The organism is Bradyrhizobium sp. MI1.11, from assembly GCF_055811255.1.
Window position 1 is genome coordinate 168,992 of sequence record NZ_JBVVPM010000007.1, and the last position, 16,193, is coordinate 185,184.

18 protein-coding genes, 1 tRNA gene and 2 pseudogenes are annotated in these 16,193 nt (G+C 63.7%); 7 read left to right on the plus strand and 14 right to left on the minus strand.

The genetic code is table 11. From position 1 onward, the window contains the following. Positions 1-251 precede the first annotated feature (251 nt). The 3 genes from AC0L30_RS09955 (at position 252) to AC0L30_RS09965 (ending at position 2,611) form a co-directional block, all read left to right on the plus strand. Positions 252-1,223: a S1C family serine protease gene (locus AC0L30_RS09955; protein WP_007597405.1), complete on the plus strand. Its 972-nt coding sequence runs from the start codon at positions 252-254 to the stop codon at positions 1,221-1,223. A 28-nt stretch (positions 1,224-1,251) separates the two neighbouring features. Further along, entirely contained in the window at positions 1,252-2,322 is a 1,071-nt protein-coding gene (locus AC0L30_RS09960; RefSeq protein ID WP_354126849.1) for a phospholipase, read from the plus strand. 82 nt (positions 2,323-2,404) lie between these two features. After that, the gene (locus AC0L30_RS09965) at positions 2,405-2,611 is read left to right on the plus strand and encodes a hypothetical protein (RefSeq protein ID WP_007597407.1); all 207 of its coding nucleotides are present in this window, start codon (positions 2,405-2,407) and stop codon (positions 2,609-2,611) included. 79 nt (positions 2,612-2,690) lie between these two features. On the opposite strand, the gene AC0L30_RS09970 is transcribed toward AC0L30_RS09965, so the two are convergent. The 5 genes and pseudogenes from AC0L30_RS09970 to AC0L30_RS09990 form a co-directional block, all read right to left on the minus strand. Continuing rightward, a complete protein-coding gene (locus AC0L30_RS09970) occupies positions 2,691-3,350 on the minus strand; it encodes a DsbA family protein (protein ID WP_473404211.1) in 660 nt (219 codons plus the stop codon). An 87-nt stretch (positions 3,351-3,437) separates the two neighbouring features. Then, positions 3,438-4,160, minus strand: coding sequence for an LrgB family protein (locus tag AC0L30_RS09975; RefSeq protein ID WP_473404212.1), 723 nt, complete (start codon positions 4,158-4,160; stop codon positions 3,438-3,440). Continuing rightward, complete coding sequence (locus AC0L30_RS09980; RefSeq protein ID WP_473404213.1) at positions 4,157-4,540, minus strand: CidA/LrgA family protein; 384 nt, start codon at positions 4,538-4,540, stop codon at positions 4,157-4,159. Before AC0L30_RS09980 ends, AC0L30_RS09975 begins: the two co-directional genes overlap by 4 nt. A gap of 44 nt (positions 4,541-4,584) precedes the next feature. Next, positions 4,585-5,060 (minus strand): annotated as a pseudogene (locus AC0L30_RS09985) (PaaI family thioesterase). Positions 5,061-5,063: 3 nt separating this feature from the next. Next, positions 5,064-5,492 (minus strand): acyl-CoA thioesterase, encoded by a 429-nt coding sequence (locus AC0L30_RS09990; RefSeq protein WP_473404214.1) that lies wholly within the window; start codon positions 5,490-5,492, stop codon positions 5,064-5,066. A gap of 110 nt (positions 5,493-5,602) precedes the next feature. Between AC0L30_RS09990 and AC0L30_RS09995 the strand changes: the two genes are divergently transcribed. Further along, positions 5,603-6,151: a TetR/AcrR family transcriptional regulator gene (locus AC0L30_RS09995; RefSeq protein WP_007597422.1), complete on the plus strand. Its 549-nt coding sequence runs from the start codon at positions 5,603-5,605 to the stop codon at positions 6,149-6,151. 46 nt (positions 6,152-6,197) lie between these two features. Here AC0L30_RS09995 and AC0L30_RS10000 read toward each other — a convergent pair whose 3' ends face one another. Then, positions 6,198-6,689 carry a hypothetical protein gene (locus AC0L30_RS10000; RefSeq protein WP_007597423.1) on the minus strand — a complete coding sequence of 164 codons (492 nt, stop codon included), beginning with the start codon at positions 6,687-6,689 and terminating at the stop codon, positions 6,198-6,200. A gap of 201 nt (positions 6,690-6,890) precedes the next feature. Between AC0L30_RS10000 and AC0L30_RS10005 the strand changes: the two genes are divergently transcribed. Then, a complete protein-coding gene (locus AC0L30_RS10005; protein ID WP_473404215.1) occupies positions 6,891-7,175 on the plus strand; it encodes a PsiF family protein in 285 nt (94 codons plus the stop codon). 98 nt (positions 7,176-7,273) lie between these two features. Next, positions 7,274-8,359, plus strand: a complete 1,086-nt coding sequence (locus AC0L30_RS10010) for an AbrB family transcriptional regulator (protein ID WP_007597426.1) — start codon at positions 7,274-7,276, stop codon at positions 8,357-8,359. A gap of 3 nt (positions 8,360-8,362) precedes the next feature. Here AC0L30_RS10010 and AC0L30_RS10015 read toward each other — a convergent pair whose 3' ends face one another. Further along, on the minus strand, positions 8,363-8,902 hold the full coding sequence (locus AC0L30_RS10015) for a disulfide bond formation protein B (protein WP_473404216.1): 540 nt from the start codon (positions 8,900-8,902) through the stop codon (positions 8,363-8,365). Between the two features lie 154 nt (positions 8,903-9,056). Here AC0L30_RS10015 and AC0L30_RS10020 point away from each other — a divergent pair. Then, a tRNA-Leu gene (locus tag AC0L30_RS10020) sits at positions 9,057-9,141 on the plus strand. A gap of 215 nt (positions 9,142-9,356) precedes the next feature. Here the strand turns inward: AC0L30_RS10020 and AC0L30_RS10025 are convergent. The 7 genes and pseudogenes from AC0L30_RS10025 to AC0L30_RS10055 all read right to left on the minus strand — a co-directional run. Continuing rightward, positions 9,357-9,707, minus strand: a pseudogene (locus AC0L30_RS10025) (aldehyde dehydrogenase family protein); the annotation flags it as partial. Between the two features lie 15 nt (positions 9,708-9,722). Then, positions 9,723-10,505, minus strand: a complete 783-nt coding sequence (locus AC0L30_RS10030; RefSeq protein WP_473404217.1) for an alpha/beta fold hydrolase — start codon at positions 10,503-10,505, stop codon at positions 9,723-9,725. Between the two features lie 148 nt (positions 10,506-10,653). After that, positions 10,654-12,576, minus strand: a complete 1,923-nt coding sequence (locus AC0L30_RS10035) for an acyl CoA:acetate/3-ketoacid CoA transferase (protein WP_219680556.1) — start codon at positions 12,574-12,576, stop codon at positions 10,654-10,656. Then, the gene (gene phaC, locus AC0L30_RS10040) at positions 12,576-13,697 is read right to left on the minus strand and encodes a class III poly(R)-hydroxyalkanoic acid synthase subunit PhaC (protein WP_007597434.1); all 1,122 of its coding nucleotides are present in this window, start codon (positions 13,695-13,697) and stop codon (positions 12,576-12,578) included. Before phaC ends, AC0L30_RS10035 begins: the two co-directional genes overlap by 1 nt. Beyond that, positions 13,694-14,368: a poly(R)-hydroxyalkanoic acid synthase subunit PhaE gene (locus tag AC0L30_RS10045; RefSeq protein ID WP_007597435.1), complete on the minus strand. Its 675-nt coding sequence runs from the start codon at positions 14,366-14,368 to the stop codon at positions 13,694-13,696. Before AC0L30_RS10045 ends, phaC begins: the two co-directional genes overlap by 4 nt. A gap of 22 nt (positions 14,369-14,390) precedes the next feature. Next, entirely contained in the window at positions 14,391-15,563 is a 1,173-nt protein-coding gene (locus tag AC0L30_RS10050) for an iron-containing alcohol dehydrogenase (protein WP_219680563.1), read from the minus strand. Then, a complete protein-coding gene (locus AC0L30_RS10055) occupies positions 15,560-16,174 on the minus strand; it encodes an adenylate kinase (RefSeq protein ID WP_035995301.1) in 615 nt (204 codons plus the stop codon). The genes AC0L30_RS10050 and AC0L30_RS10055 overlap by 4 nt, the downstream gene beginning before the upstream one ends. Positions 16,175-16,193: the final 19 nt, after the last annotated feature.

The following is a 16,193-nucleotide window of genomic DNA, read 5'->3' on the forward strand; positions in this document are numbered from 1 at the left end:
GCAATGGTTAGCAGCTTCATTGTACGGCGCCTAGCACCTCGCCGGACAGCAGCCATGCGGTCAATGCCGGAGAGCCGCCCGACCGACCCGTGCATGAACCGGTCCTGTGCCTTTCAAAGATTTCATACGGCGTTCTCTGGAATAGTTGGGAACGAGGCTTTCAAGACGGCCTCCTCCGGCCTAAATTATCGGTGCTTCGCGTGTCGTTCCGCTAGCCACGGCGGAGCGATGCTCTCAGCCAGGAGAACTCCATGCCCGCTCTGACCGAATGGAGAGTGCCGCCGGCCAATCAGCCGCGGGCGAGCGATTATGATTTCGATCTCGACCGCGCGCTCGCCTCCGTCGTCGGCCTGCATGCCATCATCCCGCCGGACGCCTTCAGTGCCGAGACGCTGGGGACCGAGCGCGCCGGCAACGGCGTCGTGATCGACCACGGGCTGGTGCTCACCATCGGTTACCTCATCACCGAAGCAGAGTCGGTGTGGCTGCATGTCGGAGACGGGCGCGTGGTGGAGGGACATGTGCTCGGCTTCGATGCCGTCACCGGCTTTGGCCTGGTGCAGGCGCTCGGCCAGCTCGAGGTCGACCCCTTGCCGCTCGGCATCTCGGCCGAGACCCGGCTCGGCGACCGCGTCGTGGTCGGCGGCGCCGGCGGACGCACGCGTTCGGTCGCGAGCCAGATCGTGGCCAAGCAGGAATTCGCGGGCTACTGGGAATATCTGCTGGACGAGGCCATCTTCACCCATCCCGCGCATCCGAACTGGGGCGGCACGGCGCTCCTCAACGAGCGCGGCGAGTTGATCGGCATCGGCTCGCTCCAGCTCGAACGCGAGCGCGACGGCAAGGCCGAGCACGTCAACATGATCGTGCCGATCGACCTGTTGAAACCGATCCTGGACGATCTGCGCAAGTTCGGCCGCGTCAACAAGCCGGCACGGCCGTGGCTCGGACTCTTTTCGACCGAGATCGACAACCGCGTGGTGGTGATCGGGATCTCCGCCAACGGTCCGGCCGCCCTTGCCGAGCTCAAGACCGGCGACGTCATCCTCGCGGTCGACGGCGAGAAGGTCACGAGCCAGACCGGCTTCTACAAGAAGCTGTGGAGCCTCGGCGCTGCCGGCGTCGACGTGCCGCTGACGGTACATCATGAAGGCGTCACCTTCGACGTCACGGTAACCTCGACCGATCGCTTCAAGCTCTTGAAGGCGCCGAAGCTGCACTGACAAGCCGAACTGAAGCAAGGAAACGACGATGAGCGAGGCCGTCGTTGACGATATCGTGGCCGTGCTGCCGCCGCTGCTCAATGCGCTGGAGGCGCTCGCCTTCTTTCAGCGCAACCTGCACCCGCCGGCCTTCGGCTCGGTGATGAACGCGATCGGCGCTCCCGACGAGGCGTTGCAAACGGTGCGCGCGGCAATCGGAGAATGGCCGGAACAGTTCGCCGGACTGCGCGAGCGGCTCGATCGGGCCTGCGACGAGACGCTCGCCGCCTTTACCGGCCTGCGCGAGGTCGAGCGTGGCAATGGCGATCTCGTCGCGGTCTTCCGCGCGCTGCGCCACGTCCCGCGCGCGCAGGAGGCACTCTATCCGCTGGCCGTGCAGTTTCCGCCCGTGAGCAGCTTCTTCCTCAACTCCGCCAATCGCGAGAATGCCGACCTGTTGTCGCGACTCGAAGCCGGCGCGGACGCGCACACCGGCATCATCCACGATGACAACGAGCCCGGCAGCCGCGGTGGCTTTTCGGTCTACGTGCCCGAATATTACACTCCCGATCGCGCCATGCCGCTGGTGATGGCGTTGCATGGCGGCAGCGGCAATGGCCGCGGCTTTCTGTGGAGCTGGCTGCGCGATGCCCGCAGTCTTGGTGCGATCCTGGTGGCGCCGACCGCGACCGGCCCGACCTGGGCCCTGATGGGCGACGATTCCGACACGCCCAACTTCATGCGCATTCTCGATACGGTGCGCAGCCGCTGGACCGTCGACGCCTCGCGCATGCTGCTGACAGGCATGAGCGACGGCGGCACCTTCTGCTACGTCACCGGGCTCGACGGCGCCTCGCCCTTCACGCATCTCGCGCCGGTGTCGGCGACCTTCCATCCGCTGATGGCGGAGATGGCTGACGCCACACGCCTGCAGCGCCTGCCGATCTTCATCGCACACGGCAAGCTCGACTGGATGTTTCCGGTACAGACCGCGCGGCAAACGCAGGCGGCCCTCGCCGCCGCCGGCGCGAATGTCACCTATCGCGAGATCGACGACCTCAGCCACACCTATCCTCGCGAGATCAACGCGGAGCTGGTGCAGTGGCTGAATGAAGCGTGAACGGATCGTCCTTACCTGCGCCGTACTGCCGCGGAACTATCATTCCGGGCCGACGTTATCGCCCGTCATCGGAGGTTTCGCCATGCGGATGTTTCTTGGAATGATTTTGGGCGCGCTGCTGCTTGCCTGCAGCGTGTATGTCTATGACTCCATGCAGACGTCGTCGGTTGCTAATGGCGAGGTTGCGACGACCAATCGCACCATCGTAAACTGGGATGTCGCAAAGGCCGATTGGGAAGCGCTGCGCGATCGCGCGCACAAAGATTGGGTCCGCATCTCCTCGAAGTAACGACGTGGTATCATGAATGAAATGAGGCGCCGTCGCGGGTCCGCGGCGGCGCCTTCGTATGCGGTGAATATCGCTCGGCTCAGTTCATCTTGGCCTTGCGGGCGTCGGCGATGACCTGCTCGAACTCGTTCATGCTGAGCACGCCCGGCACGCGGTACTTGCCGACGATGAAGGACGGGGTGCCGCGGAAACCGAAGGCTTCGGCCTGCTCGTTGTTGCGCTTAAGCACGGCGTCGATGTCCTTGGCGTGGTCTCCGAGATCGCGCTTCAACCGATCCATGTCGACGCCGGCGGCCGCGAGCAACTCGTTGATGCGTGGATCGGTCAGGCGCGAGCTGACGCCCATCATGGCGTCATGGGCCTGGTGGTATTTGTCCTGGAATTTCGCCGCGAGCGCGGTCCGCGCCGCCGTGACCGAAACCGGACCGAGGATCGGCCAGTCCTTCATCACCAGCCGGACCTTGCCGTCGTCCTGGATGACCTGACGCAACTCGGGCTCGAGCTTGCGGCAATAGGGGCAGTTGTAGTCGGACCATTCGATGATGCTGATATTCCCGTCAGGATTGCCGGCGACGGGAACATCTGGGTCGCGCAGCACCTTGGCTTCGGTCAGCACCTCGTCTTCGTCGGTCGCCGCGCGCGCCGCGGTGATCCCACCGGCGACAAGGGCGCCCGCCCCGATCAGCGTCAGCGCCGCGCGCCGCGTCGGCACAAGGCCCTTGTTCCTGAATCCAGCCATATCTCGTTCCATTTCGGTCCCATCTCCGTCGATACGGTTCGAGACTGGGAATTGTTACAAATCATATAGAGTGTCGCGGCGCCGATGTCATCGCACCAGCAGCGTGACCGCCAAGGGTACCAGGAAGGAGGTCACCAAAGCGTTCAGGCTCATGGCGATCCCGGAGAAGACGCCGGCGATCTCGTCGACCTGGAACGCTCGCGCGGTCCCGATCCCGTGCGCGGCAAGGCCGGCGGCAAAGCCGCGGGCGCGGAAATCGCTGATACCGGTGCGGTTCATCAGCGGCGTTACGATGATCGCGCCCATGATGCCCGTGAGGATGACCGCAACCGCGGCCAGCGAGGGATTGGCGTGCAGGGATTCGGCGATGCCCATGGCAACGCCGGCCGTGACGGATTTCGGCGCGAGCGACAAAACCACGTCGCGCGGCAGACCGGCGAACTCGGCCAGCAACACCACGGACACCACGGCGGTGACCGATCCCGCGACCAGCGCCACCAGCATCGGCGCGATCGAGGCGAGGACGCGCTTGCGGTTCTCGTAGAGGGGAACGGCCAGCGCGACCGTCGCGGGCCCCAAGAGGAAATGTACGAACTGCGCGCCGGCGAAATAGGTCGTGTAGGAGGTGCCGGTTAGCAGCAGGAAGGCGCCGACGATCCACATCGCATGCAGCACGGGATTGGCGAGGGGATGACGCCGAGTCGCCAGCGACACGGCGTCCGTGCCGGCATAGACCAGCAGCGTCACGGTCAACCAAAGCAACGGCGACTGCGAGAGATAGACCCAGAGCGAGAACGGATTGTCCTTCATCGCGCGTCCTGTTGCCTCAACAGGCGGCTGACCAGGCGGAAGGTGAGTACGGTCGCGAGCAGCGTGACGACCACCGACAGCGCGAGCACCAGAATGATGGCGATGCCGTGGGACGCGAGCAGATCGAGCTTCTGCACGACGCCGACCCCGGCCGGCACGAACAGCAGCGACAGATGCGCCAACAGACCCTTGCTCGCCGTCTCGACACCATCATCGCGCAGCGGCCCGCGCGCGAGAAGCGCAAAGCGGTCGCGCGCGAGCAGCAGAATGAGGAGCAGCAAGAGGCCGAGTACCGGGCCCGGCATCGGCAAACCGAGGCTGCGCACGATGGCTTCGCCGATCAACTGGCAGAGCAGAATGAGACTAAGACTTGCAAGCATGATTTGGGCATCAAGGGATGCGCCGGCCGTCTTGTCAATCACCGCTATGCAGCGGGCGTGCGCGGTTCGTGCGAAGCCGCAACGCGGGGCAGCATTGCCATCAGCGTGCCGGTCATCGTGGCGATCAACGTGACCTTGCCCTCGTGCTCGGCAAACGCCTTGGCCTCGCAAAAGGTCAGCGTGCGGCCGGGCTTGACCACCTCTGCCTTGAAGACGAAACGCTCGCCCCGTGCCGGCGCGAGCAGCGTGGTCTTGAACTCGACGGTGAGGATATCGGCCTCGCGCGGCATCAGGGTGAAGGCAGCGACACCACAGGCATTGTCAAGGCCTGCGGTGATGATGCCGGCGTGGACAAAGCCGTTCTGCTGTGTGAGGGCCGGCGAATGCAGCATGGCGAGTTCAGCCTCGCCCGGCGCAAGGCGGACGATCACGATGCCGAGCGTGTGCATCGCGGCTGGCCGTCGAACATGGCGATGGCAGCCGCGCGATAGCCCGGGTTCTTCGGCTCGTATGCGGCCATGGCTCAGGCCTCCGCGGGCTCGGCGAGATGCCTCAAAGCGAGCTCGCGAATGGCATCCGTGAACGGCACAGATTTACGCAGGCTGCGGTCCATGTGCACGCCCGTGATCTCGCACAACGCGGCGATCTCGCCGGTCTCGGCATTGGTCATGTCGTGCCGGAAGCGGATCGATTTGTCGCGGATCTCGAGCAGGTGACTGCGGATCTCGACGATGTCGCCGGCGAGCAGCTCGCGCTTGTAGGTGATGTTCTGCTGCACGGCGGCCATGCCGAGGCCGGAGCCGCGCAGGTAGCTCGGCGTGAGCCCGAGGCGGGCGAACAGATTCCAGTTGGCTTCGTCGAACTTGCCGACATACCACATGATGTTCATGTGGCCGACGTGATCGCACTGCCACGGATAGACCGTGCCGCGATAGGTCGCCTCCTGCTCCATCGCAATTCTCCCTGGCTCTTTCCCACCTTTGGTTATTGATACGGTAGCGTATCAACCTCCTCCCGCGTTAGCAATACGGCACCGTATCAAGAATCGGCGAGGCTTCCCGCATGAGTGACGGCAAAGGCGATGTCTGGGTCGAGGCAGGGCTCACCGAGCTCGCCCGATCGGGGGTCGAGGGGGTGCGGGTCGAGGTGCTCGCCAAGAACCTCGGCGTCACCAAGGGCGGCTTCTACCGCCGCTTCGCCGACCGTGCCGCGCTGCTCGGTGCCATGCTGGAACGCTGGCGCGAGGGGCGCTCAACGGCGATCGCGCAGCAGACGAGCCTCGATGGCCAAGACCCCCGTGAACGGCTGAGGGCGGTGATCCAGCTCTATTCCGAGCGGCTCAATCCGGACGGGATGGCAATCGAGCTTGCGATCCGGCAATGGGCCCGCTCGGACGAGGGCGCCGCGACAGCGGTGGCGAACGTGGACGCGGCGCGGCTGAAGCACGTCGCCGAGCTCTATCGCGCGACCGGCCTCGATACCGAGGCAGCCGAAGCGCAGGCCTTCCTGTTCTACTGCTTCATCTTCGGCCAGAGCCTGCTGTTCGTCGAGCGCGGCCCGCGCAAGCGATCGCAGCTCGTGGCGAAATCGGCCGAGAAGCTACTGGATTAAGCAAGAGGCCGGAGCTTGGCCCCGGCCTCTGTGTCGTCTTGAAGCGTCAGGCGGCGCCCTTCAGCTTCTTGTTGCATTCGCTGTAATAGCCGCCGCCCTTCTCGATCCACTTCATGCCGCCATTGCCGTTGGTGGTCTTGTTGGCGTTGTACTGGTCGACGCAGGTGTGCAGGCGCCCCTTGCCGGGGGTCTCCTTGGCGTATTTCGGATCGACCGCGTTCGGATAGATCGCGGGGCCGGCCGGCAGGGTCGGCGCAGCAGCCGGGGCGGCCTCCTTCTTCGCCTGCTTCGGCTCGGCAGGAACGGCGGGCGCAGCAGGAGCGGCCGCGGTCGGCGCAGCCGCTGGCGTCGCGTCCGCGCCGCACTGGGCCTTGCGGAAGTCGTTCCACTTCGTGGTGCCGAGCGAGCCGTCCTTCTTGGCGGCCTGGTATTTCGCGCTGCACTCCTGCGAGGTCAGCGCCTGCGCCGGCGCACTTGCCACCAGCGCGGCAAAGCCCGACAGCGCAACTGCACACAGCAGCTTTGATTGAATGGTCATCCTTGTCTCCTCCTTGATCTTCCCCCGAGGGAAGTGAACCGAGGATTGCTATCCTAGCGTGCTGCCCGCTCGCGACAAGGAAGCGATGGCTGCTGCCGCCAAAATATAGTGACCCTCCACGTTCGAATTATTCATGTCGCGTTCAGCAACGCCAGCCGACTTTCGCGCCCTTCGCAATTCCCGCAAGAAGAGTGCAGCACCATGACCTTCACATCTCGCCTCGCCGTCGTCGCTCTCGCCTCCCTTCTCGCCACCGGCACTGCCTTCGCGCAGACCGCCGCGCCGGCAGCAAAGACCGACACCAAGACCACAACCGCCGCCCCCATGGACAAGAAGGCACCGAAGGAGCACTCGGCCGAGTCGCTCGAATGCTCCAAGCAGGCCGACGCCAAGGGCCTGCACGGCAAGGAGCGCAAGAAATTCCGCTCCGAATGCATCAAGACCGCCAAGGCCGGCATGGCCCCGCCGGCTGCGGACAAGAAGTAAGTCCTTCCCCCCTGCTCGCGGCTTCGGCGAGAGGCGCGCGCATTGCGGCATGACGTGGCCGCAATTGTGCGCCTCTCGCTGATTTGCGATAAGGTGGTGTGAAGCAAATCACCGCCTCCCTGCCGTTCGAATGGCCGAGCCGTGCCAAGATCTTGAGCACGGTGGAAACGCTCGTCATTGGCACCGCCGGAGGCCTCGTGTTTCTGCTCGCGGGCCTTCCGGGGGGATTGATCTCGGGCTCCATGATCGCGGTCGGGGTCGCCGCGATCGCCGGTCGCCAGCTGACGCTGCCGCCGATCCTGACCCAGACCGTGCTGGTGCTGCTCGGCATTTCGTTAGGATCAGTCGTCTCGCGCCACCTGCTTCAACAGGTCAGTGCCTATCCGCTCACCATCGGGCTGCTCGCGCTCGCGACCTTCTGCTCGACCTTCGGCTCCAGCTATTATCTCCAGCGCATCCACGGCTGGGACCGCACCTCGGCCTTCCTCGCCGGCAGCCCCGGCGCGCTGTCGCAGATCACGATCTTGGCGGTCGAGCGCGGCGCCGACCTGCCGGGCATCGCGGTGGTGCAGACCATGCGCGTCATCATCCTCACCGCGGCACTGCCCATGGTGCTGGCGTTCGCGGGCGTTGCACCCTCCGTCGCGCCGTCGCTGACGACGACGATTGCCTCGCCGCTCGACCTGGTCGAACTCGTCGCGGCCTCGCTGGCCGCGGCACTCCTCCTGCGGCTGATCAGGTTTCCGGCGAGCTGGATGTTCGGTGCGATGATCGGCTCAAGCGTGCTGCATGGCGCCGGCTGGGTCGAGGGCGGCCTGCCGGACTGGGTACGCGGCGTGGCGCTGGTCGGCATCGGCGCCCTGATCGGCAGCCGCTTCGCGCGGATGCGGATCAAGACGCTCGCCGGCCACATCAACGCGGCGCTGGGCTCGTTTGCCGTCGCCATCGCCGTCTCCGCGATCTTCGTCGGCATCGTGGCGCTCACCACGCAGGTGAAATTCTCTGATGTCGTGGTCGCCTACGCCCCCGGCGCGATGGACGCCATGCTGGCGCTGGCCCTGACGCTGCACATCGACCCGATCTTCGTCGGCGCACATCACCTCTCGCGTTTCGTCTTCGTGACGATCGCGACGCCGGGCATCGTGCACCTGTTCGGCCGGACGCAGGACGATGTGGACGATTGAGCCTCAGCGCTTCGCCGTCGCAACGAATCCCCACGCGGCGATTGCAGCCATCAACAGCGAGATCAGCACGTTGTAGCCGGCCAGCGAGAGGCCGAGAAAGCGCCACTGCACCTCGTCGCAGCGGACCACCTTCACGGTGTCGAGCCGCGACAGCAGATCGGTGGCGCTGCCGAGATTGACGACGGGACCGGAGCAGTCGGTCGGTCCCTTCCAAAAGCCCCATTCGACGCCGGAATGATAGGAGCCGAGCCCGGCATTGGCGAGGCTCGCCAGCGCAAGGATCGCAAGGCCCGCGAGCAGCAGCGGTCGCGGCGCACCGCCCCGCGCCGCGAGTGCGATGAGCAGGCCGAGCGGGATCGCGAGGTAATAGGCGTAGCGCTGCTCCAGGCAGAGCGGACAGGGCACGATCCCGAGCACCAGCTGGAAGAACCAGGCGCCCGCGATCGTGGCGGCCGCAATCAGGGTCACAGCGAGCGAGGCAGTCAGAGCCGGGCTGGTGGCCGCCGATTTGAATGCAGGTATTGCGGCACTCTGGGTCGTCACGGCAGCCTCTTTTCGATGGGTCGCTTTCCAAGGCTGTAACGCCGGCTCATGCGGCTGTCGAGAACGGCCGGGATCACTTTGGCGCGGGTTGACCCCGCTTTGTCCATGGCTATAGTCCGCCGGCTTCGCGACGCCTGCTTAGGGCCGACCGAGGGCCCCTGTGGCGGAACTGGTAGACGCGCTCGACTCAAAATCGAGTTCCGCAAGGAGTGCTGGTTCGATTCCGGCCAGGGGCACCAAGTCTAGAATATAAATTATAACAATGACTTATTCGGCAGCCTCGATTCCGGATTCTCGGAAAAATTTTCGCCGCGAATTTTGATATTCCGAATGAAGAAAACTGATCGCTGAATGTTGCGACTAATTCCCTAGGTGGCTGCTCGCTCCTCACTCAAGCTAGGGCCGGAAACGGGAATTTTGCCGCCCTTGCGTGATCCGCGATGCCGGCAGCCGCTCAAGTGGCACAACTCTGGATTCCACCCATGCAGAGGTACTTGATTTCCAGATAGTCCTCGATGCCGTATCTCGAACCCTCACGGCCGTTGCCGCTCTCCTTGCCGCCGAACGGTGCAACCTCGGTCGAGATCAGGCCTTCGTTGATACCGACGATGCCGTACTCGAGCGCTTCGGCAACGCGCCAGACCCGTCCGATATCGCGGCCGTAGAAATAGGCCGCAAGTGCGAACTCGGTATCGTTCGCAAGCCTGATTGCTTCCTCTTCAGTCTTGAAGCGCAATACAGGCGCGACCGGGCCGAAAGTTTCCTCGCGGAAGACCAACATGTCCGACGTGGCATCCGCCAACACCTGAAGCGCTCAGCGTTAAGTGGGGTCGTTGCCGCTCAGAAACTGTGTCACGACCTCGATCTGTTCGTCAGCGATCAGGGCCGGCGCATGGCCGCAGTCCGCGACGGTGTGAACGCGGACATTGCGATTGCGCCGCATCATGTCCTTGAGGACGCCCTCTGAAAGCAAATCCGATTGCTGCCCGCGTATCACAAGAATGGGGACGTCGATCGCGTCCCAGTATTTCCAGAGATCGACGCTGTAGTGCCAAGGATTTCGAAAGGCATGGGCGATATTCGGATCGCACAGCGGCCTGAAACAGCGTCCCTCCGCGCTCCAGACCACACTATGCGTTGTCAGATGCCGCCAGTGCGCATCCTCCAATCGCCCGAACGGAGCCAGAACCCGCCGGTAGTAGCCTTCGGCCTGTTCGATCGTCTCAAAGAATCTTGGCGCATCGTTGAGATTGGCGCCGAGGCGAAGCAATCCGGTCCAGGGCAGATAAGGCCCAATATCGTTGATGACGATGCGACGGATCGGACTGCCCGGAAGGGCAGCCAGCACCATCCCGATCAAGCCGCCCAGCGACGTTCCAACCCAGTCGATTTCCGTTGCATCAAGCGCTGCCATCAGCACGGTCATGTCGCTGCAATATTGCGGCAACGCGTAATCGCTGCTGTCATGCAGCCGCTCGCTTTGTCCCCGGCCAGGCAAATCCGGGCAAATGACGCGCCGACCCGCGCTGGCGAGAACTGCGGCGAGGTGATCGAAGTCCCGGCCGTTTCTGGTCAACCCATGGACGCAGAGCACCGGCCGCACCGCGGGCACGGGCCCCCAATCCGTGAATGCGATGCGATGGAAGCTGCGCCGGGTCAGCCCGCGCACCGATCCGGTGCGGTCGGGCGCCCTCTGCCGTCCTTCAGGCCAGTCCGCGGGGCGCAACTCGGTGGATTTCAGCTCCATCGGTCTATTCGACAAACCGGTGGGCGTCGGCCGAGGTTTCGAAGATATGCGGCGCGACGTCGCGGCGGGCCAGCGCGTCGCCGAGCTTCAGGCGCATGAATGCGCTGGTGGTGTAGCGCGAGGCATGATCGTAGCAGGTCCGCTCGACCTCGGCGGCCATTGAAAACCATTTCTCCGCCATGTCGGGAGCGATGTAAGACGAATCGTAGTTGACGACTGCGGAAAACCGGCGTCCGACACGATGGAAGAGTTCGAGAATCGACGCCCGGATTACCTCGACGTCGGCATCTCTATGGACCCGATAGCCGTCAAGTCCGAGAAACAGCGTGTTGCGATCGGCATCGTACGACAGCCGCTCCGCCAGCGGCCGATTGAGCAGCCGGTCGTCGAGTTGCATCAGCGCTTCGCTGAACAGCGAAACATCCATGGATTTCGGCGCGCGGATGATGGGCCGAAAGCCCATGAGCGCGAGAATGTCGCGCTCCATATCGATACCCGGCGCGATCTCGATCAGTTCGAGACCTTCAGGGGTCAGGCGGAACACGCATCGCTCCGTCACATAGAGAACGGGCTGCCTGTTGGTTGCGGCAAGCTGGCCCGAAAACGTGATCTGATCCACCTTGCCGATGAATTTCGAGGACTTGCCTTCGCTGAGGATCTTGAGCTGACCATCCACGACCGACGTCTTGAGCCCAGCGGTGGTAAAGGTGCCTGCGAAGATCAGCCGGCGCGCATTCTGGGATATGTTGATGAAGCCGCCGGCGCCGGCCAGGCGGCCATTGAACAGGCTGACGTTGACGTCGCCGCGGCCATTGACCTGAGCCATGCCGAGACAGGCCAGATCGAGCCCGCCGCCGTCGTAGAAATCGAACATCTGGTTCTGGTCGATGATCGATTCTGCATTGATCGAAGCACCGAAATCGAGGCCGCCTTGCGGAATACCGCCGATGATGCCGGGCTCGGCAGTCAGCGTCACAAAGTCGAACAGCTTCTCTTCGGCGGCAACCGACGCAACGCCCTCGGGCATGCCGATGCCGAGATTGACCACGCCGCCCATCGGCAGTTCCAGGGCGCAGCGGCGCGCAATGATCTTGCGGTTATCCAGCGCCATCGGAACATTGCGATCGGCCGGCGCGCGCAATTCGCCCGAGAATGCGCCGTTGTAGCCGGTGGCATAGGTCTGGACATGGTTTTCGGGCTGGGCAACGACGACGCAGTCGATCAGCACGCTCGGAATCTTGACATGACGCGGATTGAGCGAACCGGAGGCGGCGATGCGCTCCACCTGCGCGATGACGAACCCCTTGCAGTTCTTGGCGGCCGTTGCCAGTGCCAGATTGTCGAGGGTCAACGCCTCCTTCTCCATCGAGATGTTGCCGTTGTGGTCGGCGGTGGTACCTCTGATGATCGCAACGTTGATCGGAAATGCCTTGTAGAAGAGCCATTGTTCGCCGTCGATTTCGATCAACCGCACCAGCTCTTCGGTGGTGCGCGCATTCAGCTTTCCGCCGCCATTGGCTGGATCGACGAAGGTGCCGAGCCCGACCTTGGAGAGAAGCCCGGCCTTGCGTCCCGCAATTTCGCGAAACAGATGCGATACGCATCCGAGTGGCAAGTTATAGGCCTCGACGTGATTGTCGACCGCCATCCGGGCGAGCTTCGGCACCAGGCCGAAATGTCCGCCGACCAGGCGTTTGATCAGGCCCGGATGCGCCAGGCGGTTGAGGCCGCGATCGGCGCCGTCCCCCGGCGCCGCCGCGAACACCAGCGAAAGGTCCCGCGGCTCTCCGGTCTGCACGAAGCGCCGCTCCAGCGCCTTGATGATCTCGTCGGGCGTTCCCACGCCGACGAAGCCGGACGAGGCGACGGTGTCACCGGAACGGATGATGGCCACCGCCTCGGCGGCGTCGACGATCTTGTTGCGCATCAGGCTTCACTTCCGGGATTGGCGTCGCGGGCGACCAGCCAGTCGGCAATGCTCTGGCTCAGCTTGCCCTGCGATTTGCTGGAGACGAACAGGCCGACATGGCCGCCGGGCAGCGGAATTTCGGTATAATCCGTGCTGCCGATCTTCGCGCCGAGCGCACGCGAGCAGTCCGGCGGAATGATATGATCGTCCAGCGCGAAAACATTCAGCACCGGAGCCGTGATCGACTTCAGATCGACCCGACAGCCGGACAGTTCAAAGCTGCCATCGACCAGGCGGTTCTCCTGGTAGAGATCCTTCAGCCACTGCTTCGCCGCTTCGCCAGGATGATGCGGACGGTCCGCGAGCCACTTTTCCATACGGAGGAAATTCATGAACTTCGCCTCGTCATCGACGACGTCGATGAGATCGACATTGTATTTCGTCAGTGACCGCATCGGCGTCATCATCGAGAACACCGAGCTCATGAACTCGCCCGGCAGCACGCCGTAGGTATCGACCAGCTTGTCGATGTCATCAGGATCGAGGCTGCGGGTCCAGAGGTTGAGGAAGCCGTGGTGCGCGGCCTTGTCCTTGACATCGGCATGGAAGTCGATCGGGGTGATGGTGATGACGAGATTTTTTACCTTCTCCGGATGCAGAGCGGCGTAGCACGTCGTAAAGACGCCGCCTTCGCAGATGCCGAGCAGCGTGATCTTGTCATGGCCGGTTTCCTGCGCGATGCGGTCGACTGCGGCATCGATGTAGTCATCGACGTAATCATCAATTTTCAGCCATCGCTCGGTTCGGCCCGGCTGGCCCCAGTCGATCAGCCAGAGATCGAGCCCTTTTGAGAGCAGGCTGCGCACCAGCGAACGGTCGGGCTGTAAATCGGCCATGGTATACCGCCCGATCAGGCCGTAGGCCAAAAGGACGGGCGTCTTCGCGGTCGCTTCCGCCATCGGCTCGTAATGGAACAGCTCGACCTTGTCGCGGCGCATGACGAGATGCTTCGGCGTCGTGCCGATGGCGACGTCTTCATCCCGCGTATTGGCGATCAGCTGTGCCGCCTTGAACATTTTCTCGGCATTGGCCGCCATGTCGCGGGCGACGCGCAAGGTCTGATCCTCTTGATCGCTCATCGTGCGCCTTCGCTCTTCTGGTCGCGGATCTGGCGGGCGAGCGTACGGACTTCTCGGCGGAGTTCGGTCAATTGCCGCGTCACGTCGTCGAAATCCTTGCGAGTCGGCAGGCCCAACATGGCTGACGCCGCTTCAGCTACGTCATCCTGCCGACTCCGCAATTTGAGCCCCGCCTGGAGTAGCTCTTTCTGAGCTTGCAAAAACCCGTCGGTGCGCTGGTTACGGATCAGTTCCTCGTTGGAGATTTCGCTCCATTTGGCGAACGCCTCGCGCCACTCCGGATGCGGGGAGCCACCGCTAGCCGTTGCGGACATCGTCTCGTAAAACCGCTTCGACGCTTCAGGCCACGGCGCGGCAGCGACCGCATTGTAGCTCGCAAGCCGCTGACGCATCTCGATCCAGGCGCCAAAGGCCAACGCCATTTTCCGGTCGATGTCCCAGACGTCGGCAAGCCGCGGCCCCTGCGCCATTCGCTCGATCGCTGCCGACAATTCGTTGCCGTCGCCAAAACCACCCGGTTTCTCCGACAGACGCGCCAGCATGAACGGTGCCATCGACCCTGACCACGCCTCGACCATGCGGTTCGAGGATTCGGCCATCGTCTGCCAAAGCTTCGCCCATTCCAGGCCGGGATCGGAATCAACGGAAGCCGATTTGTCGTTCTCGCTCATGCTGCTCACTCTTTGTGCCCGTTCAGGCTGCCGCGCGGTTGCCGAACGCCTCGGTGTAGATCGCAAGCGCATCGTCGAAGCTCAATTCCCTGGGATTGTTGACCAGAAGCCGCGTCTGCTTCATCGCGTCCTCGGCGAGCTTCTTCAGGTCGCCCCTCGCGATGCCGACATCGGCCAGCGAGGCCGGCACGTTGCAATCCCGGCAGATCGCCGCGATCGCATCGACGAACAGCCGTGCCCGCTGGCTGACACTCATTCCTTCCGACTTGGGATCGACGATCGGCCCCAGTTCGGCGTATAGCCCTTCGGCCTCCGGCAAATTGAAGCGCAGCACCTGGGTCAGCACCAGGGCATTCGACAGGCCATGCGGCACGTGGAACAGCGCGCCGATCGGATAGGCCAGCGCGTGCACGGCGGCCACCGGGGAATTGGCGAACGCCATGCCGGCCAGCATCGAACCCAGCAGCATTTGCGACCGCGCTTCGAGATTGGATCCGTCCGCACAGACCGTCCGGACATTCGCCGACAGCAGGGCGAGAGCCTGCCGCGCCAACTGGTCCGACATCGGATTCTTCCGGTGCTTGCTGGTATAGGCTTCGATCGCATGGACCATGGCGTCGATGCCGGTCGCCGCGGTGACATGCGCGGGCAGGCCGAGCGTCAGCTCCGGATCAAGGATCGCCCAGTCCGGAAGCAGGCGGGGCGCAACGACGCCCTTTTTCTCGGTCGTCGGCGTGGTGACGATCGCGATCGGGGTCACCTCCGAGCCCGTTCCGGCCGTTGTCGGCACCAGCAGCAGCGGAAGGCGTTCGCCCTTGGCAAGGCCGACGCCGTAGATATCTTCGAGGCGATCAGGCGTCTTGGCCAGATAGGCCACCAGCTTCGCGGTATCGAGCGCGCTGCCGCCGCCAATCGAGGCAACCAGCTCGATGTCCTTGTCACGGCAAAGTGCGACCGCCCGCTCGATGATATGCGACGGCGGATCCGCCTCCACATCTTCGAATATTGTCAGTTCGCAGCCGCCGGCAACCAGGCCAGCCTCGGCGTTTTTCGTCAGGCCGGCATTGCGTACACCCTTGTCGGTCACCAGCAGGACACGTTTTGCCGCGTATCCCGCGACCAACTCCGCCAACTTCTTCGATGCGCCTGCCTCGAACAGGATGTTGGGCGGTGCCTGGAACGTAAAGGCTTTCATCTGACATCACTCCTGATCTGATCGGACGTTACTGCCGCAAGCGCCGCGGCGAGCTGTTCGGTCACGGCGTCAATCGGCTGCAAGCCGTCGACGATGTTGAGCAGTCCCTGCGACCGGTAGTATTCCGTGACCGGCGCGGTTTGCTCGCGATAAACGTCGAGCCGGGTCTTGAAGACCTCCGGATTATCGTCGCGGCGCACCGGCGCGCCTCGGCTTGCCGCCTCGTCGGCGCGCCCCTTGATGCGGTCGAGCAGTGCATCTTCATCGACCTTGAGCTCGAGTACCGCATCGAGCTTAATGTCCCGACTGGCCAGTTCCCGATCGAGCGCTTCGGCCTGGGCGACCGTGCGCGGGAAGCCGTCAAGGATAAAGCCGTTTGCCGCGTCGGAATGATCGATACGGTTGGCGATCACGGACACCACGACATCGTCGGGCACAAGTTCACCGCGATCCATGATGTGCTTGACGCGCAATCCCGCAGCCGTGCCTTCCGCGACCGCCTGGCGCAGCATGTCACCGGTCGACAATTGCGGAATCGCAAATCGAGTCACGATCCTCGTCGCCTGCGTGCCCTTGCCTGCGCCTGGCGGCCCCAACAGAACCAGTCTCATATCCTTGCCCATATCTCGG